The 25,026-nt window shown below is 76.9% G+C and carries 20 protein-coding genes and 2 tRNA genes; 12 read left to right on the plus strand and 10 right to left on the minus strand.

Annotation, left to right across the window (positions count from 1 at the left end; translation table 11 throughout):
* Window positions 1–393 precede the first annotated feature (393 nt).
* From ACU616_RS10290 to ACU616_RS10310, 5 genes are all read right to left on the minus strand, one after another.
* On the minus strand, window positions 394–2,205 hold the full coding sequence (locus ACU616_RS10290) for a hypothetical protein (protein ID WP_446758365.1): 1,812 nt from the start codon (window positions 2,203–2,205) through the stop codon (window positions 394–396).
* A 264-nt stretch (window positions 2,206–2,469) separates the two neighbouring features.
* The gene (locus ACU616_RS10295) at window positions 2,470–3,522 is read right to left on the minus strand and encodes a PHP domain-containing protein (RefSeq protein WP_446761471.1); all 1,053 of its coding nucleotides are present in this window, start codon (window positions 3,520–3,522) and stop codon (window positions 2,470–2,472) included.
* Entirely contained in the window at window positions 3,519–4,064 is a 546-nt protein-coding gene (locus tag ACU616_RS10300; RefSeq protein WP_446758366.1) for a DoxX family protein, read from the minus strand. Before ACU616_RS10300 ends, ACU616_RS10295 begins: the two co-directional genes overlap by 4 nt.
* 220 nt (window positions 4,065–4,284) lie before the next feature.
* Complete coding sequence (locus tag ACU616_RS10305) at window positions 4,285–5,727, minus strand: phosphatase PAP2 family protein (protein WP_446758367.1); 1,443 nt, start codon at window positions 5,725–5,727, stop codon at window positions 4,285–4,287.
* Between the two features lie 113 nt (window positions 5,728–5,840).
* Entirely contained in the window at window positions 5,841–6,374 is a 534-nt protein-coding gene (locus ACU616_RS10310) for a CGNR zinc finger domain-containing protein (protein ID WP_446758368.1), read from the minus strand.
* Window positions 6,375–6,462: 88 nt separating this feature from the next.
* Here ACU616_RS10310 and ACU616_RS10315 point away from each other — a divergent pair, with 88 nt between their 5' ends.
* The 3 genes from ACU616_RS10315 to ACU616_RS10325 all read left to right on the plus strand — a co-directional run bounded on the left by ACU616_RS10315 (window position 6,463) and on the right by ACU616_RS10325 (window position 7,922).
* Window positions 6,463–7,755 (plus strand): MFS transporter, encoded by a 1,293-nt coding sequence (locus tag ACU616_RS10315; protein ID WP_446758369.1) that lies wholly within the window; start codon window positions 6,463–6,465, stop codon window positions 7,753–7,755.
* A tRNA-Ser gene (locus ACU616_RS10320) sits at window positions 7,741–7,829 on the plus strand. Before ACU616_RS10315 ends, ACU616_RS10320 begins: the two co-directional genes overlap by 15 nt.
* 20 nt (window positions 7,830–7,849) lie before the next feature.
* Window positions 7,850–7,922: transfer RNA gene (locus tag ACU616_RS10325), tRNA-Arg, on the plus strand.
* A gap of 293 nt (window positions 7,923–8,215) precedes the next feature.
* On the opposite strand, the gene ACU616_RS10330 is transcribed toward ACU616_RS10325, so the two are convergent.
* Window positions 8,216–9,532 carry an alpha-hydroxy-acid oxidizing protein gene (locus ACU616_RS10330; RefSeq protein ID WP_446758370.1) on the minus strand — a complete coding sequence of 439 codons (1,317 nt, stop codon included), beginning with the start codon at window positions 9,530–9,532 and terminating at the stop codon, window positions 8,216–8,218.
* Window positions 9,533–9,734: 202 nt separating this feature from the next.
* Here ACU616_RS10330 and ACU616_RS10335 point away from each other — a divergent pair, with 202 nt between their 5' ends.
* The 9 genes from ACU616_RS10335 to ACU616_RS10375 all read left to right on the plus strand — a co-directional run bounded on the left by ACU616_RS10335 (window position 9,735) and on the right by ACU616_RS10375 (window position 19,332).
* A complete protein-coding gene (locus ACU616_RS10335; protein ID WP_446758371.1) occupies window positions 9,735–10,781 on the plus strand; it encodes a hypothetical protein in 1,047 nt (348 codons plus the stop codon).
* 25 nt (window positions 10,782–10,806) lie between these two features.
* Window positions 10,807–11,319 carry a MarR family winged helix-turn-helix transcriptional regulator gene (locus ACU616_RS10340; RefSeq protein ID WP_446758372.1) on the plus strand — a complete coding sequence of 171 codons (513 nt, stop codon included), beginning with the start codon at window positions 10,807–10,809 and terminating at the stop codon, window positions 11,317–11,319.
* Between the two features lie 120 nt (window positions 11,320–11,439).
* A complete protein-coding gene (locus ACU616_RS10345) occupies window positions 11,440–12,963 on the plus strand; it encodes an HAD-IIIA family hydrolase (protein WP_446758373.1) in 1,524 nt (507 codons plus the stop codon).
* On the plus strand, window positions 12,960–14,036 hold the full coding sequence (locus tag ACU616_RS10350) for a glycosyltransferase family 9 protein (RefSeq protein ID WP_446758374.1): 1,077 nt from the start codon (window positions 12,960–12,962) through the stop codon (window positions 14,034–14,036). The genes ACU616_RS10345 and ACU616_RS10350 overlap by 4 nt, the downstream gene beginning before the upstream one ends.
* Complete coding sequence (locus tag ACU616_RS10355; protein WP_446758375.1) at window positions 14,033–15,013, plus strand: glycosyltransferase; 981 nt, start codon at window positions 14,033–14,035, stop codon at window positions 15,011–15,013. The genes ACU616_RS10350 and ACU616_RS10355 overlap by 4 nt, the downstream gene beginning before the upstream one ends.
* Complete coding sequence (locus ACU616_RS10360) at window positions 15,010–16,254, plus strand: glycosyltransferase (RefSeq protein WP_446758376.1); 1,245 nt, start codon at window positions 15,010–15,012, stop codon at window positions 16,252–16,254. The genes ACU616_RS10355 and ACU616_RS10360 overlap by 4 nt, the downstream gene beginning before the upstream one ends.
* A 20-nt stretch (window positions 16,255–16,274) precedes the next feature.
* Window positions 16,275–16,955 (plus strand): D-sedoheptulose-7-phosphate isomerase, encoded by a 681-nt coding sequence (locus tag ACU616_RS10365; RefSeq protein ID WP_446758377.1) that lies wholly within the window; start codon window positions 16,275–16,277, stop codon window positions 16,953–16,955.
* Window positions 16,952–18,370, plus strand: coding sequence for a D-glycero-beta-D-manno-heptose 1-phosphate adenylyltransferase (gene rfaE2, locus ACU616_RS10370; RefSeq protein WP_446758378.1), 1,419 nt, complete (start codon window positions 16,952–16,954; stop codon window positions 18,368–18,370). Before ACU616_RS10365 ends, rfaE2 begins: the two co-directional genes overlap by 4 nt.
* The gene (locus ACU616_RS10375) at window positions 18,367–19,332 is read left to right on the plus strand and encodes a glycosyltransferase family 9 protein (protein ID WP_446758379.1); all 966 of its coding nucleotides are present in this window, start codon (window positions 18,367–18,369) and stop codon (window positions 19,330–19,332) included. Before rfaE2 ends, ACU616_RS10375 begins: the two co-directional genes overlap by 4 nt.
* An 86-nt stretch (window positions 19,333–19,418) precedes the next feature.
* Here ACU616_RS10375 and ACU616_RS10380 read toward each other — a convergent pair whose 3' ends face one another.
* The 4 genes from ACU616_RS10380 to ACU616_RS10395 all read right to left on the minus strand — a co-directional run bounded on the left by ACU616_RS10380 (window position 19,419) and on the right by ACU616_RS10395 (window position 25,022).
* Window positions 19,419–21,065: a VWA domain-containing protein gene (locus tag ACU616_RS10380; RefSeq protein ID WP_446758380.1), complete on the minus strand. Its 1,647-nt coding sequence runs from the start codon at window positions 21,063–21,065 to the stop codon at window positions 19,419–19,421.
* Between the two features lie 136 nt (window positions 21,066–21,201).
* A complete protein-coding gene (locus ACU616_RS10385) occupies window positions 21,202–22,179 on the minus strand; it encodes a UDP-glucuronic acid decarboxylase family protein (protein ID WP_446758381.1) in 978 nt (325 codons plus the stop codon).
* Window positions 22,180–22,427: 248 nt separating this feature from the next.
* Entirely contained in the window at window positions 22,428–23,771 is a 1,344-nt protein-coding gene (locus ACU616_RS10390) for an ABC transporter substrate-binding protein (protein ID WP_446758382.1), read from the minus strand.
* Between the two features lie 87 nt (window positions 23,772–23,858).
* Entirely contained in the window at window positions 23,859–25,022 is a 1,164-nt protein-coding gene (locus ACU616_RS10395) for a branched-chain amino acid ABC transporter permease (RefSeq protein WP_446758383.1), read from the minus strand.
* Between the last annotated feature and the right edge of the window lie 4 nt (window positions 25,023–25,026).

Below are 25,026 nucleotides of genomic sequence, written 5' to 3' on the forward strand. Positions count from 1 at the left end.
CGGGCCTTCGGCGACCAGGTCGCCCGACGGGTCATCGCTACCCGTGTTGCTGAGTGGTGTGGCTGGGTGGGGTCGTCCTGTCGGCGCACGGCGCAACGGCGCGGACGTGCACGACTCGAACAGGGCCCCCACGGGATTCGGCTGGGTCATCTCGGGGACACGCGGTTCCCCGGATCTCGATCTGAGTGTCACGGAGCGTCATCGCACTGTCCAGGAGAGTCCCACGTCCGTGTGCGGGGGAGGCGCTCACCGGGTGACTGATCACACATGGTCACGGCGGTGGCCCGGATCCCTCCGGGGAGCCCGTCACGCCGGCACCACGAGGATGCGTCGGCCACGGTGGCTCCCGACGGCCGCGACGTCCGTGCGAGGCAGGACGCGCCGCCGGCGGCCCTAGTCGGGCCGGGAGTCCGGGTCGTTCGAGCCGGGGAGGTCGCCGGCGGCCCGCAGCTCCGCCATGCGCATGCCGACCTCGCCCGGTGTGCTGCTCACCGACCGCGGGAGGACGGCGTCGTGGGAGTGGTCACCGCCGCTGTGGTGGCCGTTGCCGGCGCAGCTGCCACCCGAGCTCCCGGACGGCGTCGACGGCGCCGGCGGGGGAACGGACGGCGCCGGCGGTACCGGCGATGGGGCGGGCGGCGCCGGCGCGGACGGCGGCGGGGGGGCGAGCGCCTGACCGGGCGTGGCGGACGACGGCGCGGCCGGGGCCTGGCGTCCCGACCGCTGCGCAGGAGCCCGCGCGTTCCAGGTGACCGAGTCGTGTCCGGCCTCGACCGGTGCGCACTGCGGGTCGCCCGCGTCCTGCGCCTCGGTGACGAGGGGGGCGGCGGACGGCGCAGCGACAGGGGTGGCGGCCTCGACGGTCGGCCCGCTCGTCAGCGCGTGAGCGGGCACCGCGGGCCGCTCGGCTGCGACAGGCGCCGCCGCCGTCGGCTCCGCGGTCGTCGGCGGTGCCGGGTGGGCCACCACGGGCGCCGGCGGGGTCGCCGCCGTGCACAGCGATCCCGCCGCGGCCGGTGTCCCTGCGGTCGCGGTCGCCGGGCTCTTGGTGGCCGTCGTGGCCGTGGTCGCGGTGCTCTTGGTGGCCGTCTTGGTCGTCGTGCCCGGAGCCGACGTGGTCTGCGGCCTGGCCGTGCTGCTCGTCGACGCGGTGACGGGGACCGGCCCGAGGGGCGCGGTCGTGGTCCCGGTCGTGCCCGACGTCGCGGTGCTCGTGGCGGTCGTCGCGGTCGTCGTCTTCCCGCTGGTGGTGCCGGTGCCGGTCAGGTTCCTGACCGGGCACGAGGTGGGCCCGGTCGCCGCCGGGGTCGGCGCGGCGGTGGGGGCCGCGGGGGTCGGCGTGTGAGCGGGGGACGGTGTGGTCGGCGGCGCTGCGGTCGTCCCGGTCGTCCCGGTCGTCGCCGTGCTCGTGCCGCCCGTGGTCGCGGACCCGGTCGACGGCGTGGTCGGCGGGGTCGTCACCGGGCCGGTGGAGCCGGAGCCGGGCGTGCCCGCCGTCTGCGGCGTCCCGGTACCGGGGGCGTCGGTCCCGCCGGACGGCGGCGCGGTGTCGGGGGCGCACGCCGGATCGGCGTCGACCGCGGTCGTCCCGTCCTGGTCCGCGGTGGAGCCGGCCACCTCGTCGTCCGACCAGGGATCCTCGTCGTCCGCCCAGGGGTCGGTCGGCGGGACGGCGCACGGGTCCAGGTCCGTCGCGGTGTCGTCGGCCGCGGTGTCGTCGGCCGCGGTGTCGTCACTGGTCGCGGGGCCGGTCGTCGTGGACCGGCCGTCGTCGGTCGCCGCGGGTGCGGAGGTCTCCGGCTGCTCGGCGGGGACCGGGGTGTCCGTCGCCGGCGGCGGCGCGGGCTCGTCGACCTGCGGAGCGCTCGGATCGGCAGTCGCGGTGTCGTCCGCGGTGGTGCCGTCCGCGGTGGTGTCGTCGGCGGTGGTGTCGTCGGTCGACCCGGGGTCCGTGGCGGCGTCGTCCGTGGTCGTGCTGTCCGTGGCGGCGCCGTCGGCGCCGGTCCACCCGGCGTCGGGAGAGGCCTCCTCCGCCGACGTCTCGTGCACGGCATCCGGCGCGTCGGCCGACTCCGAACCGGACGTGTCCGCGCGAGCCGACCCGCTGGCCAGGGACAGCGCCGTCCACGCGGCGAACAGGAGCAGGACGGTGAGCAGGGCGCGGGCGAGCCACGACCGGCCACCAGCCCCGAGCGACATCGTCACCGCCCGGCTCCGGCGACCGGAAGCACGTTCCGGCTCCGTCGCGCTGACCACGCTCACCCTTCGCATCCGTCGCCGCAGGGGCGGGACCTGGTGTGTCGTCCGTCCCGACTGTGGCCAGCGCCCGGCCGGGAGGTCAACTGTGGGAACGGCGAGATGGCTCACGGTCCCGGCACGCCGACTGTTCGTCGCTCAGAGTGAGCGAGACGGTGCGGTCCACCAAGGGTCGGGACGGGAATCGTGGGTCGGCTCACGGGGTGCGGAGCGTCACCGCAGCCACCGGTCGAGCAGCTCCTCGGCGCTCCAGCTGTTGACCACCCGCTCGAGGGGGACGCCGCACTCCACCGCCCGCTCGCAGCCGTCGCCCTGCCAGTCGAGCTGGCCCGGGGCGTGCGCGTCGGTGTCGATCGCGACGTGGCACCCCAGCTCGACGGCGAGGGCGAGCAGCCGCAGCGGGGGGTCGAGCCGTTCGGGCCGGGAGTTGATCTCCACGGCGGTGCCGTGCTCGACGCAGGCGCCGAACACGGCCTCGGCGTCGAAGGTGCTCTCCGGACGCGGGCGCTGCCGCCGTCCCTCGCGTTGCTCCCGGGGGACCAGCAGCCGGCCGGTGCAGTGCCCGAGGACGTCGGTGTGCGGGTCGGCGACGGCGGTGAGCATCCGCTCGGTCATCGCCGCGCTGTCGGCGCGCAGGTCGGAGTGCACGCTGGCGACGACGACGTCGAGGCGGCCGAGCAGCTCGTCGGTCTGGTCGAGGCTGCCGTCGAGGTGGATGTCGCACTCGATGCCGGTGAGGATCCGGAACGGCGCGAGCTCCTCGTTGAGCCCGGCGACGACGTCGAGCTGGCGCTCGAGCCGCTCGGCCGTCAGCCCGTTGGCGACGGTCAGCCGGGGGGAGTGGTCGGTGAGCGCCATGTACTCGTGGCCCAGCGCCACGGCGGCCTCGGCCATCTCGCGGATGGAGCTGCCGCCGTCGGACCAGTCCGAGTGCATGTGCAGGTCGCCGCGCAGCGCGGCGCGGAACTCGGCGACGTCGTCGGCCAGGGGCACCAGCTCGGCGTAGGCGTCCTGCAGCCGGGCCAGGTACTCGGGCACCTCGCCGGCGTGCGCCTGCACGATGGCGGCGCCGGTCTTCGGTCCGATGCCGCGCAGGTCGGTGAGCGTCCGCGTGCGGATCCGTCGGTCGAGCTCGTCGGGCCCGATCGTGTCGACGACCGCGGCCGCGGTGCGGAACGCGGCCACCCGGTGCGTGGGCTCGCGGGCGCGCTCCAGGAGGAAGGCGATCCTCCGGAGCGCGGCCGCGGGCGGGAGCGGCGCGGTCAGCTGGGCTTCTTCAGCTGCTTCTTGGTCCTGCGCTCGGCCTTGGCGGCGCGCTTCTGCGCGTCCTCCAGGCTCCGCTCGGTGGCCGAGGTGGCGCGCTTGGCGGCACGGCGGGCCCGGTAGCCGACCGACGGCCTGCCCTCGGTGTCGACGGCGGCGATGAGCAGGCCGCCGAGGAGGCCGGCGTTCTTGAGGAAGTTCGACAGCTGCCCGAAGCGCTCCTCCGGGTCCTCGTGCTCCCAGAACCGGTGCCCGGCCAGCGTCGTCGGCACGATGCTGCCGGCCATGGCGAGCGCCGCCAGGCGGGGGAACTTGCCCAGCGCGAACAGCGAGCCGGCGCCCACCTTGATCCCGGCGTCGATCCTGACCCACTGCTCGACGTCGCGCGGCACCTGCACCGGCAGCTGCGCGTCCGCCGTCCTGGCGATCTGGTCGACCACCGGCCGGGCGCCCGGCACCCGGCTCTGCGGGTTGCGCAGGGTGTCGATGCCGCCGTAGATGAACGACGACGCGAGCAGGGGCCGGGCGATCCGGCGGACCAACATGGAGGACCTCTTCCGTCGATGGGACCTGACTGCGGGCCCCGTGACCGCACGGCGGGACGGAGCCCCCTGCTCGGGACCGTAGTGAGGTCATCGCCGCGGCGCTCGGTCAGCCGTCGTCGCGGCGGGGCACTGCCGGCGTTCCCCGTGCGGTGCCGGTCCTGCGGCGCCCGCGGCCCGCGGGGAACACCGGCAGGGCGACCCGGGCGGGTGGGGAGCGGGCTCAGGAGGTCCGGCAGCAGTACACGGTCAGCGGCGCGCGCTTGCGGAACACGAACGACGACGACGCGGGCGCCGTCTCGCCGTCGTAGGCGACCGGCTTGGGGCCCGACCACAGCTGCACGCGCAGCTCCGGCGTCTGGCGCTCCGCGTAGCCCGAGCTGCGGTCGCTGAGGCCCAGCAGCGCGCCCAGCACCGCCCGCGTGCGGCTGAACGGCACGTCGGCGCGCAGGTACTGCACGTCGAGCAGCCCGTCCTCCAGCCGCGGCCGCCACGCCGGCGCCAGGCCGCGCGGGGTGTAGCAGCAGTTGCCCACGAACAGGATCCAGACCTCGACCGGCCGGCCGTCGAGCACCATCGACACCGGCACCCCGCCGTGCAGCACCTGCGCCGCCGCGACCGCGGTCGCCAGCCAGCGGCCCAGCCGGCCCTCGAGGGCGTCGCGCCGGCGGACCATCTCCGGGTAGGCGCCGATGCTCGCGGTGTTGAGGAAGGGCGTCCCGTTGACGTCGGCGACGTCCACGCACACCGCGCGCCCCTCCTCGACCGCCGCGGCGGCCTCCTCCGGCGTCTCGACGCCGAGGTCCCGGGCGAAGTGGTTGAGCGTCCCCGCGGGGACGACGGCCAGCGGGAGGCCGTGCTCCAGCGCGACGGCCGCGGCCGCCGCGACGCTGCCGTCGCCGCCGGCCACCCCCAGCGCGGTCGCCCGGCCCGACCGGGCCGCCTCGGTGAGCAGGTCGGTGATCCCGCGCTCCGGGGAGGTGTCCCGCACCTCCGCGGCCGGCAGCAGTTCGCGGATCTCCGCCGCCGGGTCGTACCCGTCGGGCCCCGACCGCGGGTTCACCGCGACCACCAGGCCCTCGCCGCGCGGCAGCGCGGGCGCCGACCGGACCGGGCGCACCCGCGCGGGCTCCGTCGGCCGCACCGGCCACCACCGCCGGCCGGCCAGCGCGATCCCCGCGCCGATCGTCAACCCGCTGACGACGTCGCCCGGGTAGTGCACGCCCACGTGCACCCGCGAGTACCCGACCGTGAGCGCCACGGGGGCCAGCACCGCGCCCAGGACCGGGCTCTCCAGCGCCACCCCGGTCGCGAACGCGCCGGCCGAGGCGGAGTGCCCGCTGGGGAAGGACAGCGTGTGCGGCGCCCGCCGCAGCTGCCGGTCGGTCGCCAGGTTGGCCAGGTCCGGCCGCACCCGGCCGAAGAGCCGCTTGAGGACGACGTTGACCAGCGCGCTCGACACCGTCATGGCGCCCAGCCCGCGCAGCGCCGAGCGCCGCAGCGGTCCGCGGCGCAGTCCGAGCAGCGCGGCGATGAGCAGCCACAGCTTCCCGTGGTTCGCCGTCGTCGACAGGCGGCGCAGCCACCGGTCGGCGGGGGACTCGGGGAGCGCTCCGATCGCGGCGTGCAGCCGCGCGTCCCAGTAGCGCAGCCGCAGCGGGGTCATGCGCGAGACGCTACGGCCCCACCCCGGGCTCGCGGGTCGGAACCGGGACGGCGGCCGCCCTGCAGGGTCCCGCCGCGAGCCTGCGAGCGGTGGGGGGGCAGAGTGGTCCTTCCTCAGACGCGGCGGCGGGCCCGGTAGGCGGCGACGGTCGAGCGGCTGGCGCAGGTGTTGGAGCAGTAGCGGCGGCTGGCGTTGCGCGAGGTGTCGACGTAGACGTCGTCGCACCCCTCGGCCGAGCAGGCGCCCAGGCGCTGCCACCCGTGCTGGGCCACCACCTGCGACAGGCCCATGGCCACCGTCGTCGTCAGCTGCTCGAGCGCGGGGGCGTCGGGCCGGGCGTAGTGCAGGTGCAGCTCGCCGTCGTGGTCGGTGGCGTAGGGGTGCGGCCGGGCGAGGGTGAGCAGCTCGTTGAGCCGCGCGATGACGTCGTCCTGCGTCCCGGCGAGGGCGACGGCCCGCACCAGGTCGGCGGTCGCGGCGGCCCGGCGCGCCTCGGCGGGGGTGAGCTCCAGCGGCGTCTCGACGGGAAACCACTCGTCGTGGCTGCGCAGGAACGCCTCGGCCCACCCCGGGTCGCCGGCCCGGTCGGCGTTGGCCAGGTCGATCGCCAGCTCGACGGCGTTCGACCCGTAGGTGTCGTAGTCCATGTGACTCCCTACCGCCCTGCTAGTGTCGTAGGTGGTCAACGCGGTTTGACCAACTACCGTTCCCTGTGTCGTCGAAGTGGGTCCCGTCGTGCGTGCGTACCTGTCGGTCTGGCGTCTGCCGTCCGCCCCCGTCCTGCTGGTCGCGGGCTTCGCCGGCCGGCTGCCCTCGGCGATGGTCCCGCTGGCGCTGCTGCTCATGGTGCAGCAGCGGACCGGCTCCTACGCCGTCGCCGGGCTCGCGTCGGCGACCTACGGCGTCGCGATGGCGGTCATGGCCCCGGTGCTCGGCCGGCTGGCCGACCGGCGCACCCCGCGTCCGGTCCTGCTGGTCCAGGCCGCGGTCCACCCCCTGCTGCTGGTGCTGCTCGTGGCCGCCGTCCTCGGCGGGGCGCCCGTGCCGGTGATCGTGGCCGCGTCGGCCGCCGCCGGCTTCGGGACGCCGCTGGTGTCCGGTGCCGTCCGCGCCCTGTGGTCGCGGGCCGACCCCGCCGTCCGGCCCACCGCCTACGCGCTCGACGCGACGGCGACCGAGCTGGTGTTCGTGGCCGGCCCGGCGCTGGTCGCCACCCTCGCCGTGCTCGCCGGCCCGGCGTGGGCGCTCGCCGTCGCCGGGGTGCTCGCCGTCGGCGGCGCGCTCGCCATCGCGACGTCGGCGGCCATGCGCGACTGGGCGCCCCCGCCGGCCGCGGCCCGCACCGGACCGCTCACCACCGTGCTCGCCCCCGGCATGCCGCGGGTGCTGGTCAGCGGCTCGCTGCTGATGCTCGGCTTCGGGGCGCTGGAGGTCGCCGTCCCCGCCTTCGCCGACGCCGCCGGGGCACCCGGGGTCTCGGGCCTGCTGCTGGCCCTGTGGTCGCTCGGCTCGGTCGCCGGCGGCCTGTGGTTCGGCGCCCGGGTGGTCAGCGCCTCCCTGCCCAGGCAGTACCGGTGGCTGCTGTTCGGCGTCACGATCGGCCTGGCCCCGCTCACCGCGGCGTCCAGCCCGTGGGTGCTCGGCGCCCTCCTCTTCCTCGGCGGGACGGCGATCGCGCCGGCGCTGACCGTGCAGAACTCGCTGGTCGGCGCCCTCGCCCCGGCGCACGCCACCACGGAGGCGTTCACCTGGCTGTCGACCGTGGCCACCGGCGCCTCGGCGGTCGGCGCGGCGCTCGGCGGCGCGCTGATCGAGGGCCCGGCCGGGGTGAGCGGCAGCCTGGTGCTGGCCGTCGCGGGCGCCGCCCTCGCCGTCCTGGTGACCCTCCTGCCGGGGCGGCGGGGGTCCCGGGCGCTCCGCCGGGACGCGGCGGCGGCCCGACCCCGGGCTGGGAGGGGCGAGGCGGGCGCTGGTACTGTGCTCCTCGGTGGTTCCGGGGGGACTCGGACCCCGGGAGGCTTCGCCTAGTCCGGTCTATGGCGCCGCACTGCTAATGCGGTTTGGGTTAATCCCCATCCCGGGTTCAAATCCCGGAGCCTCCGCGCACGACAACTGCACACCGGCACCCGTAGCTCAACGGATAGAGCATCTGACTACGGATCAGAAGGTTAGGGGTTCGAATCCCTTCGGGTGCACGTCTGGTTGAGACAGCACCGCGGCCCCGTCCTCCTCGTGGAGGGCGGGGCCGCGGTGTCTCCGGGGTCGGGTGCGGTGCCGTGCCGCACGGGATCGCGGACGTGTGGGGCGGGGGACCGGTCCTGGCGGTCTGGCCGCGTTGGTCGATCCACCGAGCTGTCGGTGGCCACTCGTTCGCCGGTTGCCCCCGCCCACGCCAACTGTGAGCCGGGTCACAGTCGGCGTCAACCCCGCCCGCCTGCCGGGCGTGTCGGTGCCGTCCTCCCGCCGGACCCCGCGAGCGGGAGAGCCCTCACCCCACCCGGCGCAGCACCTCCGGGGTCAGCTCCGCCACCGAGGTGTGCCCGGTCAGGCCCAGGCTGAGGTCGAACTCGCCCAGCACGTCGGAGACCACCTGCCGCACGCCGGCCTCCCCGCCCAGGCCCAGTCCCCACGCGTAGGGCCGGCCGAGCAGCACCGCGCGCGCTCCCAGCGCCACGGCCACCAGGACGTCGGCGCCGCTGCGGATGCCGCTGTCGAGCAGCACCGGCGCCCGGTCGCCCACCGCCGCGACGACGTCGGGCAGCGCGTCCAGCGCGGAGATCGAGCGGTCGACCTGCCGTCCGCCGTGCGTGCTGACCACCACGCCGTCGACCCCCTCGTCCAGCGCCCGCCGGGCGTCGTCGGGGTGCAGCACGCCCTTGAGCAGGATCGGCAGCCGCGTGCGGGCACGCAGCCAGGCGAGGTCGGCCCAGGTGATCGAGGGCCGCGAGTAGATCGCCTGGAAGGTCTCGACGCCGGCCCGCGGCAGCGGCGAGCGCAGGTTCTCCCGCAGCGGGCCGGGCCAGGCGCGGGCCATCCCGACCATCGCCAGCACGGCGGCGAGCGTGGGACGGGGCTGCCGGTCGCGCCCGGCCGCCCCGCCGGCCTGCGTGGGGGCGGCGTCCCCCGCCGCGGCCACCCGCTGCTCGACCAGCCGCCGGAAGACCGGGTCGGAGGTGTACTGCGCGATGCCCTTGCCGAGGGCGAAGGGCAGGTGGCCGAGGTCGAGGTCGCGCGGGCGCCAGCCGAGCATCGTCGTGTCGAGCGTGACCACCAGCGCCTCGCAGCCGGCCGCCTCCGCCCGGTGCACCAGGCTCTCCACCAGGTCGTCGGAGGTGGACCAGTACAGCTGGAACCAGCGCGGCGCGTCGCCCATGGCCTGCGCGCAGGTCTCCATCGGCACCGACGCCTGGTTGGAGAACACGAACGGCACGCCGAGGGACGCCGCGGCGCGGGCCACCGCCAGGTCGGCCTCGCGGTGCACCAGCTCCAGCGCTCCGACCGGGCCGAGCAGCAGCGGGGCGGGGATCCGCCGGCCGAGGAGCTCCACGGAGGTGTCGCGGGCGCTGACGTCGCGCAGCACCCGCGGGACGACGGCCCACCGGTCGAACGCCGTGCGGTTGGCCCGCTGGGTGTGCTCCTCGCCGGCGCCGCCCGCGACGTAGGCGTAGGCGCGGGCGGTCAGCCGCCGCCGGGCGCGGCGCTGCAGCGGCCGGGCGGTGGTGGGCACGAGCGGGGAGCGCCCGTACACCCCGGCGCGGTAGACCTCGTTCTGGCGGCGGCGTCCGGTCCCGGCTGCTGAGTCCACGACCGTCACCGTAGTGACCCGCGTCTCGCCCGGAACGGCTCCGTACCGGCCGGTACGACACGCCCGGAACCCGACACGCCGTGCGGGGCGGACGACGCGCCGCGGACTCCTCGTCCGCGCGCGGTCCCGCCCCGCATCATGGGGGCGCGCTCCTCGCCGGACCACCGTGCGCGGCGCCGCACGACCGTCCAGGGGGGGATCCGTGCCGGTCGGGACGACGCCGACGCGTCCGCCCTCCCCCGTCCTGACGACGGGGCTCGCGCTGCTGTCCGCCGTCGCGGGCCTGCTGGTGCTCGGCGTGGCGGGCGCCGTCCCCGCGGCCGCCGTCGACGACCCGACCCGGCCCGACGCCCGGGTCACCCACGGTCCCAGCTGCCACCCCGGCGGCGTGGTGGTCGAGGTGACCGCCGGCACCGTCGCGTACGCGGTCACGCTGGCCACCACCCGCCGGCCCGAGGGCGAGGACCGCACCGAGGTCCAGCCCGGCGCGACCGTGGTGCTGCGCACCGGTGACGTCGACTGGGGCGAGACGATCGACAGCCGGCTGGAGTACGCCGCGCTCGACGGGTCCGACACCGCCCACGTCGACGAGCTCGACGGCTTCTCCTACACCCGCCCGGCCGAGGAGGACTGCGCGGCGATCGCCGCGCCGTCGTCCGCGGCGGAGGCCCCGTCCGGCGTCGCCCCGGCGCCCGCCCCCTCCGTGGACGCTCCGCCGGCACCGGGGTCGTCCGCGGACGCGACGCCGGTCCCCGACGGAGCGCCGGGACCGCCCGCGCCGGAGGCCGCCCCGGACACCCCCGCCGACACCCCCGCCGACGCCCCCGCCGACGGCCCGGCCGTCGGTGCCGGCGCGGCCAGCGCCTCGACCCGGCAGGTCCCCGCCGGGGGTGAGGTGGTGCTGACCGGCACGGGCTTCGCGCCCGGCGAGGAGGTCACCGTCCGGACCGCCGACGGCGCCGTCCTCGCGTCCGTGCCGGCCGGCCCGGACGGCACCGTCGAGATCACCGTGCGCGTACCCCGCGGAGCGGACGCCGGCGCCACGACGGTGGAGCTGACCGGGGCCACCTCGGCGGTGACGGCCGCGGTGCGGCTGCGGGTCGCCGCGGCCGCGGCGCCGGTCGACCCCTTCCCGCTCCCGCTGGTCGCGGCCGGCGTGGCCCTGCTGGCGAGCGCCACGGGGCTGGTCCTCGCGGCCGGCCGGCGCGGGTCCGCCTCGGCGCAGCCCCGGCCGAGCGGGAGCGCCTGAGCGCCGCGTCGGCGAGACTGGGGCGATGCGGCCCGAGGACGTGCTGGCGACCCCGATCCCGTCCGGGGAGGTCCCGTCCGACCCGGCGGCGCTGCCCGGGTCCGCGCCGGGCGCCGCCGAGACCTGGCTGCGCATCGTCCAGGTGCACGACCGGGTCACCCACCGCGTCGACTCCGCGCTGCACCGCGACCACGACCTCTCCCTCACGGGCTTCGAGGCCCTGCGGCGGATCGCCGAGGCGCCGGGCGAGCGGGCCACCATGGGCGAGGTGGCCGAGGCGCTCGGGCTCTCCCGCGCCGGCGTGACCAGCACCGTCGGGCGGCTCGTCGAGCAGGGGCTGGTCGTGCGGGAGCGGCGCCCCGGCGACCGGCGGCTGCTGCACGCCCGGCTCACCGACGCCGGCCGCGCGCGGGTCCGGGCCGCCGCGGCCACCCACGACGAGCTCGTCGCGCACCTGCTCGTCCTGCTCGGGGACGACGCCGCGGTCGTCACCGACGCGCTCGCCCGGGTCTCCGCGGCCACCCGCATCCGCCGCTGATCAAGGACCCCTCTGCCCCCCACCGCTCGCAGGCTCGCGGCGGGCCCCTGCAGAGGGGCCGTCAAGGCTTGCCATGAGCGCCCGAGTGCCGCTTCCCAGGGAACTTCAAGCCCGTAGTGTTTGACCGGCGCCCGGCTCGGGCAGGGCGCGATCATGCTCGCGGAGTGCACCGTCGTCGTGCCGACCATCGGTCGGCCGTCGCTGGACGTGCTCCTCGACGCCCTCGCGGCCGCCCCCGGGCCGCGCCCCGCCGAGCTGGTCGTGGTCGACGACCGGCCCGAGGGGCCGGGGCTGACCGTCGAGCGGCCCGGGCTGCCGCCGGTCCGCGTGGTCCGCACCGGCGGCGGCGGGCCCGCCCGCGCCCGCAACCTCGGCTGGCGGACCGCGCGCACCGCGTGGGTGGCCTTCCTCGACGACGACGTCGTCCCCGACCCCGACTGGTACCAGCGGCTGGCCGAGGACCTCGCCGGCCTGCCCGCCGACGTGGCCGGCAGCCAGGGCCGGGTCCGCGTCCCGCTGCCCGGGGACCGCCGGCCCACCGACTGGGAGCGCGGCACCGCGGGCCTGGCCACCAGCTCCTGGATCACCGCCGACCTCGCCTACCGCCGCGCCGCGCTGGCCGCCGTCGGCGGCTTCGACGAGCGCTTCCCGCGTGCCTTCCGCGAGGACTCCGACCTGGCGCTGCGGGTCATGGACACCGGCTCCCGGCTGGTCCGCGGGCAGCGCTGGATCACCCACCCGGTGCGCCCGGTCGACCGCTGGGTCAGCGTCCGCGTGCAGGCCGGCAACGCCGACGACGTCCTCATGCGCCGGCTGCACGGCCCGGACTGGCGCGAGCGCGCCGACGCCGCGCTCGGCCGCCGTCCGCAGCACCTCGCCGTCACCGCGGCCGGGGTCGCCGCGCTCGGGCTGGCCGCGGCGCGCCGGCCGCGCGCCGCGGCCCTCGCCGCGCTGGCCTGGGCGGCCGGCACCGCCGAGTTCGCCCGGGCGCGGATCGCGCCCGGCCCGCGCGACCGCGCCGAGGTCACCACCATGGCGCTCACCAGCGCGGCCATCCCGCCGCTGGCCACCTGGCACTGGCTGCGCGGCGTCGTGCGGCACCGCCGGGTGACGCCGTGGCGCGGACTGCCCGACCTGGTGCTCTTCGACCGCGACGGCACGCTGGTGCGCGACTACCCCTACAACGGCGACCCCGAACTGGTGCGGCCGGTGCCCGGGGCGCGGGAGGCGGTCGAGGCGCTGCGCGCCCGCGGCGTCCGCGTCGGGGTGGTGAGCAACCAGTCCGGGGTGGCCCGCGGGATCATCACCCGCGACCAGGTCGACGCCTGCATGGCCCGGCTCGACGCGCTGCTGGGCCCCTTCGAGACGGTCCAGGTCTGCCCGCACGGCCCCGACGACGGCTGCGCCTGCCGCAAGCCCGCGCCCGGGATGGTCGTGGCCGCCTGCGCCGGGCTCGGCGTCGACCCCGCCCGGTGCGTGGTCATCGGGGACATCGGCGCCGACGTCGAGGCCGCCGCCGCGGCCGGGGCTGTCGGGATCCTGGTGCCGACGCCGGTGACGCGCCGGCAGGAGGTCGCCTCCGCGCCCCGCCGGGCGCCGACCCTGACCGCCGCGGTCGACGACGTGCTGGCGGGGCGCTGGTGAGCGCCCGCCGGGGGACGGTGCTCGTCGCCCGGCTGGACAACGCCGGCGACGTGCTGCTGCAGGGCCCGCTGGTCCGCGCGGTGGCGCACGGGGCCGAGCGGGTGGTGTTCCTGGCCGGCCCGGCCGGCGCCGAGGCCGCCGCGCTGCTGCCCGGCGTCGACGAGGTGCTCACCTGGACCTGCCCCTGGATCCTCGGCGACCCGCCGCCGGTCGACGCCGCCGACCTCGCGGCCCTCACCGAGCGGGTGCGGGCGCTGGCGCCCGACGAGGCGGTTCTCTCCACGTCGTTCCACCAGTCGCCGCTGCCGCTCGCGCTGCTGCTGCGGGCGGCCGGCGTGCCCCGCCTGAGCGCCGTCAGCGTCGACTACCCCGGCTCCCTGCTCGACGTCCGGCACCGGACCGACGAGGACCTGCCCGAGGCCGAGCGCGCCCTGTCCCTGGCCCGCGCCGCCGGCTTCGACCTCCCCGACGGTGACGACGGCCGGCTGGCGGTGCGCCGTCCGCTGCCGCCCGTGAAGGCGCGAGATCTGCACACTCGCGGCTTCCGGGCGTCCGAAGGCCACCGGTGTGCAGATCTCGCGGAGGCGCTGACGCCCGGCTACGTCGTGCTGCACCCCGGCGCCTCCGTCCCGGCCCGCGCGTGGCCGGCCGGGCGCTGCGCGGAGGCGGTCGAGGCGCTGGCCGACGCCGGCCACCGCGTGCTGGTCACCGGCGGCCCGGGGGAGCGCGCCCTCACCGCCGCCGTCGCCGGCACCCGCGGCGTCGACCTCGGCGGTGCCACGACCCTGCCGGAGATGGCCGCGCTGCTCGACGGCGCCGCGGCCGTCGTCGTCGGCAACACCGGCCCGGCACACCTGGCCGCCGCCGTCGGCACCCCGGTGGTCTCGCTGTTCAGCCCCGTCGTCCCGGCGGCCCGGTGGGCGCCCCACGGCGTGCCCACCGTCCTGCTCGGCGACCAGGACGCGCCCTGCCGCGACACCCGGGCCCGCGTCTGCCCCGTCCCCGGCCACCCGTGCCTGACCTCGGTGACCGCTGCCGACGTCGTCGCCGCCGTCGAGAAGGTGAGTGCATGAAGGTCCTGGTCTGGCACGTGCACGGCTCGTGGACGACGGCGTTCGTCCAGGGCGGCCACGAGTACCTGGTCCCGGTCGTCCCCGGCCGGGGCCCCGACGGCCTGGGCCGGGCGCGCACGTGGGACTGGCCGGCGTCGGTCCGCGAGGTGACCCCGGAGCGGCTGCGCGAGGAGGACGTCGACGTCGTCGTCCTCCAGCGGACCCGGGACCTGGAGCTGGTCCGGCAGTGGCTGGGCCGCGAACCCGGCCGCGACCTGCCCGCCGTCTTCCTCGAGCACAACGCGCCCGGGCTCGAGCCCGGCGACGGGCCGGTGCCGCACACCCGGCACCCGCTGGGCGACCGCGACGACGTCCCGATCGCCCACGTGACCCACTTCAACCGGCTCTTCTACGACAACGGCCGGGCACCGACGACGGTGATCGAGCACGGCATCGTCGACCCCGGCGAGCGCTGGACCGGCGAGCTGGCGCGGGCCGCCGTCGTCACCAACGAGCCGGTGCGCCGGGGCCGCACGGTGGGCGCCGACCTGCTGCCCGGGCTGGCCGCGGTCGCCCCGGTCGACGTCTTCGGCATGGGCCTGGCCGGGCTGCACGAGCGCCACGGCCTCGACCCCGAGCGGGTCGCGCTGCACGACGACCCGCCGCAGGCCGCGATGCACGCCGAGCTGGCCCGCCGCCGCGTCTACGTGCACCCGGTGCGGTGGACCTCGCTCGGGCTCTCCCTGCTCGAGGCGATGCACCTGGGCATGCCGGTGGTCGCGCTGGCCACCACCGAGGTGGTCGAGGCGGTGCCGGCCGAGGCCGGCGTGCTCTCCACCCGGCCCGACGTCCTGTGGGACGCGGTCCGCGGCTACCTGCACGACGAGGACGCCGCCCGGCTGGCCGGCAAGGCGGCCCGCGCCGCCGCGCTCGAGCGCTACGGGCTGCCCCGGTTCCTCTCCGACTGGGACACCCTGCTCGAGGAGGTCACCCGATGAGGACCCATCGGGCCCCCGGCGCGCCGCTGCGCATCGACCTGGTCAGCGAGCACGCCTCACCGCTCGCGGCCATCGGCGGCGTCGACGCCGGCGGCCAGAACGTGCACGTGGCGGCCCTGGCGGCCGGGCTGGCCGCCCGCGGCCACGAGGTCACCGTGCACACCCGCCGCGACGACCCCGACCTGCCCGGCGAGGTGCCCACCGACGACGGCTACGTCGTCAGCCACCTCACCGCAGGCCCGGCGCAGCCCCTGCCCAAGGACGACCTGCTCGCGCACGTGCCGGCGCTGGCCGCCGCGCTGCGCGCCCGGTGGGCCGTGCAGCCGCCCGACGTCGTGCACGCGCACTTCTGGATGAGCGGGCTGGCCGCGGTCGAGGCCGCCGCGAGCCTGCTCACGCCGGTCCCGGTGCTGCAGACCTTCCACGCGCTCGGCTCGGTGAAGCGCCGCCACCAGGGCGACGCCGACACCTCGCCGGCGCAGCGGGTCGAGCTGGAGCGGGGCCTGTGCCGGGCGGTCGGCCACGTGGTGGCCACCTGCAGCGACGAGGTGTTCGAGCTGCGCCGGCTGGGGCTGTCCCACGACCGCGTCTCGATCGTGCCGTGCGGCGTCGACACCACGGTGTTCACCCCGCGCGGGCCGGTCGCCCCGCGCACCGACCGGCCGCGGCTGCTGGTGCTCGGCCGGCTGGTCGAGCGCAAGGGCCAGGAGGACGCCGTGCGCGCGCTGGCCGCCGTCCCCGGCGCCGAGCTGGTCGTCGTCGGCGGCCCGCCGCCGGACGCGGTCGACGCCGACCCCGAGGTCCGCCGGCTGCGCGCCGTCGCCGCCTCCCTGGGCGTGGCCGACCGGGTCTGCTTCGCCGGGTCGGTCGCCCGCGCCGACGTCCCGGCGTGGGTGCGCTCGGCCGACGTCGTCCTCGCCGTGCCCTGGTACGAGCCCTTCGGCATCACCCCGCTGGAGGCCATGGCCTGCGGCCGCCCGGTGGTGGCCACCGCCGTCGGTGGGCTGCAGGACTCCGTCGCCGACGGCGTCACCGGTGACCTGGTGCCCCCGCGCGACCCGGAGCGCCTCGGCGCGGTGCTCGCCGCGCTGCTCGCCGACGACGCCCGCCGCGCCGCCTACGGGGCGGCCGGGGTGCGGCGGGCCCGCGCCCGCTACCGATGGGCCCGCGTGGCCGCCGACACCGAGGCCGTCTACCGGCAGGTCCTGTCCACCCGGCGTCCCGTCGAGGCCGTCCGATGAGCGCCCCTGGAGGTCGCCCGATGAGCGTCGCCCCCCACCACGCCCACGAGAGCACTGCCGGCGAGGTCGTCCCGCCCGACTCGTGCACGCACCTCACCGGCCGCGACCACGTCGCCTCGCTGACGCACGCGCTGCGCAGCCTCGACGCGTCGGTCGACACCCTCGACCGCTGGGGCGCGCTGCTGGCCGACGTGCTGTGCGGGGAGACGCGGGGGCGGCTGCTGGCGGCCGGCAACGGGGGGAGCGCCGCCCAGGCGCAGCACCTCACCGCCGAGCTGGTGGGCCGCTACCGCGCCGACCGGCCGCCGTTCTCCGCGATCTGCCTGACGGCGGAGACCTCCTCGCTCACCGCGATCGCCAACGACTACCCGGCCGACGAGCTGTTCGCCCGCCAGGTCGAGGCGCACGGCCGCGCCGGTGACGTCCTGGTGCTGCTGTCGACGTCGGGCCGCTCGCCCAACGCCGTCGCCGCGGCCCGGCGCGCCCGCGAGTGCGGCATCACCGTCCTGTCGATCACCGGCCCGGCGCCCAACCCGCTGGCGGCGGCCTCCGACGAGGCGGTCTGCATCGACTCCCCGTGGACGGCGACCGTGCAGGAGTGCCACCTGGTCGCGCTGCACCTGCTGTGCGCCGCCTTCGACGCCGCGGTGCTCGCCGAGCCGGCGCGCGTGCCGGTCAGCCGGATCGGGGTGGCGCGGTGAGGCCGCTGGTGGTCGTCGGCGACGCGCTGCTCGACGTCGACCTGGTCGGGACGGCGTCGCGGCTGACGCCCGACGCGCCCGTGCCCGTGGTCGAGGACGTCGAGAGCCGCGAGCGCCCCGGCGGTGCCGCGCTGGCCGCGGTGGTCGCGGCGCGGGCCACCGGTCGCGAGGTCGTCCTGGTGGCCCCGATGGCCGACGACGAGGGCGCGGCGCGGCTGCGGGCGCTGCTGGCCGGGCGGGTGCGGCTGGTCGCCGTCCCGGCCACCGGCGGCACCGCGGTGAAGCGCCGGGTGCGGGTGGGCGACCACTCGGTGGTGCGCATCGACAGCGGCGCACCGACGGCCACGCTCGGCGAGCTGCCCGCCGAGGCCGTGGAGCTGATCCGCGACGCCGCCGCCGTGCTGGTGGCCGACTACGGGCGCGGCACGACCGCCGACCCCGCCGTCCGGGCCGCGCTGGCCTCCGCCGGCGGGCCGGTCGTGTGGGATCCGCACCCACGCGGGGCCGACCCGGTGCCGTCGGTGCGGCTGGTCACCCCGAACGCCGCGGAGGCCGCGCGGGTCGCACCCGGCGTCGACGGGAACGGCCTCGCTGCCGTGGGCGCCCGTGCCGAGGCACTCATCCGGCACTGGGGCGTCGGCGCCGTCGTCGTCACCCTGGGTGCCCGCGGCGCGCTGCTGTCCTACGGCGAGGGCGCGCCGATGGTCGTGCCCGCCGTCCCGGTGACCGGCGGCGACCCGTGCGGCGCGGGCGACTCGTTCGCCGCCGCCGCGGCGCTGGCCCTGGCCGACGGCGCGGTGACCGGCGAGGCGGTGGCGGCCGCGGTGGCCTCCGCCGGGCGGTTCGTGGCGGACGGCGGTGCCGCGGCCTGGGACGCCGCTCCCGCCGGCGAGCCGGACGGAGCCGCCGACGGCGGGGTCCCCGCGCTGCTGGCCCGCGTGCGCGCGGCCGGCGGCACCGTGGTGGCCACCGGCGGGTGCTTCGACCTGCTGCACGCCGGGCACGTGGCCACGCTGCGCGCCGCCCGCGGGCTGGGCGACTGCCTGGTCGTGTGCGTCAACTCCGACGACTCGGTGCGCCGGCTCAAGGGCCCGTCGCGGCCGCTGGTCACCGCCGCCGACCGCGCCCGGGTGCTCGAGGCGCTCGAGTTCGTCGACGCGGTCGTGGTCTTCGACGAGGACACCCCGGCACAGGTGCTCGACCGGCTGCGGCCCGACGTCTGGGCCAAGGGCGGCGACTACGCCGGCGCGGACCTGCCGGAGGCCGCGGTGCTGCGGCAGTGGGGCGGGCAGGCCGTCGTCCTGCCCTACCTCGACGGCCACTCGACCACCGCCCTGGTCGAGCGCTCCCGGAGCAAGGACCCCGTTCTCCCCACGCTTCGCAAGCTCAGCGCGGGGCCCGGAACGGGGCCGTGAGTGCACGGCCGGTCGCGGTCGTGCTGCGGCCGCTGGGGCTCGGCGACCTGCTGACCGGCGTCCCGGCGATCCGGGCGGTGCGGGCGGCGGTGCCGGAGCACCGGCTGGTCCTGGCGACGACGGCCGCGCTCGCGCCGCTGGCCGGGCTGGTCGACGCCGTCGACGAGGTGCTGCCCGCCCGCGAGCTCGAGCCGCTGGACTGGGCCGGCCCCCCGCCGGAGCTCGCCGTCGACCTGCACGGCAAGGGGCCGGCCTCGCACGCCGTCGTCGCCGGCCTGCGCCCGGCCCGGCTGCTCACCTTCGCCAGCCCCGGCTGGCCGGGCCCCACCTGGTACCCCGACGAGCACGAGGTGCGGCGCTGGTGCCGGCTGGTCGCCGAGGGCCTGGGCGTCGCGGCCGACCCCGACGCGCTCGACCTCGCCGTCCCGGCAGTGCCCCCGCCGGTGCGCGGTGCGGCGCTGGTGCACCCCGGCGCGGCCTTCCCCGGGCGGCGGTGGCCGGTCGAGCGGTTCGCCGCGGTCGCCCGGGAGCTGGCCGGCGCCGGGTACGACGTGCGGGTCACCGGCGGGCCGGCCGAACGCGAACCGGCCTGCGCCGTGGCGCGCGGGGCCGGCCTGGGCGAGGACGCGGTGCTCGCCGGGCGCACCTCGACGCTGGAGCTGGCCGCCACGGTGGCCGCCGCGCGCGTGGTGGTCAGCGGCGACACCGGGGTGGCGCACCTGGCCACCGCCTACCGGCGCCCGTCGGTGGTGCTCTTCGGCCCGGTCTCACCGGCGCTGTGGGGACCGCCGCCGCGGGCCAGGAGCGGGGGAGCGCTGCACGTCGTCCTCTGGCACGGGGACGGCACCGGCGACCCCTGGGGCGCCGAGCTCGACCCGGCGCTGGCCCGGATCACGGTCGACGAGGTGACCGACGCCCTCACCGACCTGCTCACCCGCACGCGCCACGATCAGGTGACCTGATCGTGGCGCGTCCTCCCCGACGGTGGACGGTGAGGGAGGACGCGCTGCGGTGAGGGAGGACGCGCTGCGGTGAGGGAGGACGGCGGCTAGCGCTGCCGCAGCGCGTCGAACAGGACGGTCTGCAGCGCGGTCGGGTCGGCCGAGGAGTAGGCCGCTCCGCCGGTCGCATCGGCGATCTGCTCGAGCGCGGCGATGTCGGCGTCCGGGCCCAGCGCGACGCCGATGACCTTCACCGGCCGGTCCTGGTCGGCCTCGTCGCGCAGGGTCTGCACCAGCTCGTCGAGGGCGATGCCCTGGTCGTCCTCGTTGGTGCCGTCGGTGACGATGACGACGCTGCTCACCGCGTTCGGGTCGAACTGCTCGCGGGCCGACCGCACCGCGGCGAGCGTGGTGTCGAACAACCCCGTCCCGCCGCGCGACAGCCGCTCGGGGATGGTGTCGAGCTGCTCGTCGAGCAGCTCCCGCTGGGTGGTGCCGCCGTCGACCTCGGTCTCCAGCGTGCGGATGGGCGCCAGCTCGCTCCAGTCCTGCTCGCCCTCGAGCTGGTAGGCGAAGACCCACAGCCCGATCGACGACGTCCCGGGGATCAGCGCCAGCGCGCTCTTGGCGGCGTCGCGGGCCAGGCTGGCGCGGGTGCCGTCGCCGGCGGGGGCCTCCATCGACGCCGACACGTCGAAGACGGTCAGCAGCCGGGAGGGCGCGGCCAGCCGGGAGAGCTCGGCCAGCAGGGTCTGCACCTGCTCGGCGTCCACCTCGAGGGCCTCCGGCGCCTCCGCGCGGATCCCCTCGCCCGGGTCGGTCGGCGCGGTGCCGTCGGCGTCGCGGAAGCCGGCGGCCAGGACGGCGGTGCGCGCCGTCCCGGAGGTCAGCGTCCGGACGACGGCGTCCACGGCGGCGCGGTCCTCCTCGCCCGGCGAGCCGACGCGCAGCACCGGGTAGTCCAGCTGCGGCGAGCCCTCGGACGGGTAGACGGCGACCAGCTGGGAGTCCTCGGCGCCGCGGCCGGCCGTGACGACCTCCTGCTCGCTGACCGGCACCAGCGGTGCGTCGGCCTCGCCCGCGCCGGCCGCCTGCAGCGCCTCGGCCGGGGTGACCGCCGGGCCCCGGCGGGCGGCGAGCACCGCCTGGACGACGGCGTTGTCGGCGGCGTCCGTGCCGCCCAGCGAGGTCCGCAGCGCCGACAGCGCGGACAGCCCCTCGGCGCTGGCGGCCAGGTCGGGCACCGCCACGGGCCGGACGCCGGTGAGCGCGTCGCGCCAGGCCGGCGGCTCCTCGGTCCAGCCGAGCTCGTCGGCGGTGGCGCGGCTGGTGCCGAGGACCACCGGCGAGGTGGCCATGGAGCCGGAGTCGTCGAGGTCGGTGTCGGCGGCCCGGACCGTCCACAGGGAGCTGTCGGGCACCCACACCTCGGGGAGCGCGTCGCCCTCCAGCGCCTCGAGGTCGCCGACGGTCTGCAGCGGCTCCTGGGCGGTCACCTCGGCGGCGGCGCACGCGCCGCCACCCAGGTCCTGCGGCTCGTCGAGCAGGTCCTGCGCGACGTCGGCCATCTCGGGGGCGACGGTCAGCCGGACGGTGCGGGTCTCGTCGCAGCCGCCGCCGGAGCCGGCCAGCCACCACACCAGGCCGCCGGCCACGAGGGCCACCACGACGAGGCCGACGACCAGGGCGATCCGCAGGGTCGGCGCGGGGAGCGGTGAGCGACGCGCAGAGGTGGTGTCGGCGTGGCGGCCCATGCTCGCTCTCCGTCAGAGTCCGGTTCCTCGGCGTGCCCTCCGACCGCCGGTCCCCAGGGTAGATGCGCGCCGGCATCCACCGCCGCGGGGCCGGTCGTGCCTGCCCGGAGGAGCGGACTGCCCGTGACCGGCCGGGTCAGCCGGCCCGGACGGCGGCCGCGGCGCGCTGCTCGGCGAACCAGGCGACGGTGCGGCGCAGGCCCTCCTCCGAGGGCACCTCCGGCCGCCAGCCGAGCAGCTGCTCGGCGCGGGTGGTGTCGGGACGGCGGACCCGGGGGTCGTCGACGGGCAGGTCGATGAAGGAGATCTCCGACGACGAGCCGGTCAGCTCGACGATCCACTCGGCCAGCCGCAGCATCGACAGCTCGTCGGGGTTGCCGATGTTGACCGGGCCGGTGTGGTGCGAGAAGGCCATCGCGAGGATGCCGCGCACCGTGTCGTCGACGTAGCAGATGGAGCGGGTCTGCGAGCCGTCGCCGGCGACGGTCAGCGGCCGGCCGGAGAGCGCCTGCCCGACGAAGGCCGGGATGGCGCGGCCGTCGTCCGGGCGCATCCGCGGGCCGTAGGTGTTGAAGATCCGCACGATGCCGGTGTCGGTGCCCTTCGACGTCCGGTAGGCGGTGGTCATCGCCTCGCTGAAGCGCTTGGCCTCGTCGTAGACGCCGCGCGGGCCGACCGGGTTGACGTTGCCCCAGTACTCCTCGCGCTGCGGGTGCTCCAGCGGGTCGCCGTAGACCTCCGAGGTCGAGGCCAGCACGTAGCGGGCGCCCTTCTCGTGAGCCAGGCCGAGGGTGTGCAGGGTGCCGAGGCTGCCGACCTTGAGCGTCTCGATCGGCATCCTCAGGTAGTCCAGCGGGCTGGCCGGCGAGGCGAAGTGCAGCACCAGGTCGACCTCGCCGGGCACGTGCACGAAGTCGGTGACGTCGCAGCGGACCAGCCGGAAGCCCGGGTGCTCCACCAGGTGGACGACGTTCTCCGGCGACCCGGTGAGGAAGTTGTCCAGGCACACGACCTCGACGCCGCGGTCGAGCAGGTGCTCGCAGAGGTGGGAGCCCAGGAAGCCGGCCCCGCCGGTCACCACCGCCCGCCGGATCGTCCGTGCCGCGTGCACCATGCGCCTGCTCCCTCGTCTCGCCGTCCTCCTGCGCGGAGGGGTCCCGGAGCTGCCTACCCGGAGATCAACTCCCGACACTTCACCGTCTGAGTGTCCTCCGCGACCCGGGCCGGACGACGACGGGCCGTCGGCCTCCGCGAGGAGACCGACGGCCCGTGGGAGGACCCCGTCCTCCTCACCCCTCGCACGCTCGGGGCGAGCCTCTGGACGGGGCCGCCTGCGTGCGCGGGATGAGGAGGGAGCTCCGGTTAGTTGACCGGCTCCTCGTCCGGGATGCCGCTCTCCGGCGGGGTGGCCGCCTCGCCGTCGTACTCCTCGATGTCGGCGTCGCCGTTGTCGGTGACCAGCACGGGGGTGAGGTCCTCGGAGGCGTTGCCCTGGATCCGGCTGACCAGCATGCCGCTGTAGCCGGCGTGCTTGTCCTCGGAGTAGCGGAACGGCGAGAAGCCCGGGCCCTGCCAGTCGCCACCGGCCTGCTCGACGGCGGCGACCAGGTCGTCACGCGTCGGGTTCTGGCCGGCCGACTGCAGCGCCTGGACCATCGTGTACGCCTGCGACATGCCGTAGGCGCGGTAGTTGGTGAGCTCGCCCTCCTGGCCGGACTCGTCCCACACCCGCTGCCACAGCTGGGTCCACGGGTTGTCGGGGGAGTCGACGCCGGGGATGTACTCGGTGGTCAGCACGCCGTCGAGCAGGCTGGCGTCGCTGACCGTGCCCTCGGAGAAGCGGGCCAGCAGCGAGCCGACCAGTGCCGGGTCCGAGCCGACGTTCGAGTAGAACCACTGCGGGTCGTAGCCCAGCTGCAGCGCGGTCAGCTGGGACAGCGCGGTGTAGCTGGGCACGTTGAAGCCGAGGACGAAGTCGGCGCCGGCGGCCTGCAGGGCCGAGATCTGCGGGCGGACGTCGGTGTTGCCCGGGACGTAGGTCTCCTCCGCGACGATCTGGTCGTCGAGGTACTCCCGGGCGCCGGCCGCGCCGTCCTCGCCGAAGTCGTCGCCCTGGAGGAAGAGGCCGACCTTGGCGTCGGGGAAGTTCTCGGCCACGTACTGCCCGATGATCTTGCCCTCGATCTCGTAGTCGGGCTGCCAGCCGAAGGTGTAGGGCTTGTTCTCCGGGTCGTCCCACAGCCGCGAGCCCGACGACACGAACAGGTCGGGCACGCCCTCGCTGTTGAGGAAGTCGGTGACCGCGTTGTGGGTCGGGGTGCCCAGGCCGGACATGATCGCGAAGACCTCGTCCTCGAGGACGAGCTGGTTGACCACCTGGCTGGTGTTGGTCGGGTTGTAGGCGTCGTCGCGGTAGACGAAATCGATGTCGCGCCCGTTCACGCCGCCGTTGGCGTTGACGAAGTCGAAATACGCCTGGACACCGGTCGGGATCTCGCTGTAGCCGGGCGCCGCGACACCGGTCAGCGGGTAGTGCGCGCCGAGCTTGATGGTGTCCTCGGTGATGCCGACGTCCGAGGCCTCGTTCTCCTCGGAGCCGCCACCGCCCCCACCACTCCCGGAGTCACCGCCGCCGCAGGCGGCCAGGGTGGTGGCGACGGTCGCCGCGGCCACGAAGCTGACGAGGCGTCGTGAGGATCGTGTCAAGGGATCTCCTCTGTGCGTACCCGGGCGCCTGTGCCCGGGAGTCTGTGGGTGGGGTGGGGAGCGGGGACCGGCGCGGCCGGCGCTCCCTCAGCCCCGGGCGCGGGCGCCGGTCCGCCGGGCGCGCGCCCGCAGCCAGGCCAGCCGGACCGAGCCGACCAGGCCCGCGGGGGCGAACAGCATGACCACCACGAGGATCACGCCGTAGACGACGTAGGAGATCTCGGCGGCCTGGGCGGCGTCCATGTCCAGCGACTCACCGGCGTCGCGGAGCAGCCGCGGCAGGAAGACCAGCAGCACCGAGCCCAGCAGCGCCCCGAGCAGGCTGCCCAGGCCGCCGATGACGATGGCGGTCAGCAGGGACAGCGACAGCACGATGGTGAACGCCGTCGGCGCGGTGAGGCGGACGACGAGGGCCAGCACGGCACCGGCCAGGCCCGCCGCCGCGGCGCTGACGACGAAGGCGGTCACCCGCCACGCGCCCAGGTTGATGCCGGCGAGCTCGGCGGCGACCTCCTGGTCGCGCACCGCCCGCCAGGTGCGCCCGACGCGGCTGCGCATGAGGTTGGCCAGCAGGAAGTAGGTGACCAGCAGGCAGGCGACGCTGATGTAGGCGATCCACTTGACGCCGGACGGCGAGCCGCCGGACAGGGTGCGGATGGTCTCGGTGAACCACTCCGGCCGGTCGGGGCTGGACACCGTGAGGCCCTGCTCGCCGCCGAGGCTCTCCTTGAAGTACAGCGCCAGGCCGGGCAGGCCGACGGCCAGGGCCAGCGTGGCGCCGGCCAGGTAGGGGCCGTGCAGCCGGGCCGCGGCGACGCCGACGACCGCGCCGACCAGCGAGGTCAGCGCGACCGCGGCCAGGAAGATGACCACCAGCGGCAGCGGCTCCTCGGCGTCGAGCATCAGCGCCGTCGTGTAGCCGCCGACGGCCATGAGCGCGCCGTGGCCGAGGGAGATCTGCCCGTTGAGCCCGGTGAGCACGGTGAGGCCGCCGGCGGCGATCGCGTAGAAGGCCACGTACCCGACCTGGGCGTTGAAGCCGAGGTCGGTGGACTCCAGCAGCAGCACCGCGCCGACGGCGCAGACCACCAGCACGAGCAGGTGGCGCAGCAGTGTGTTGCGCGGCAGCAGCGAGCGGCCGCCGGTGGCCTGCACCGAGCTGGCGTTCGCCGCGGCCGTGGCGGTCGAGGGCGCGTCGGAGGAGGCCGCGCCGGCGTCGGCCGGGGACGCGGGGGTGTGCAGGTCGCTCATGCCG

The organism is Geodermatophilus sp. URMC 62, from assembly GCF_052931475.1.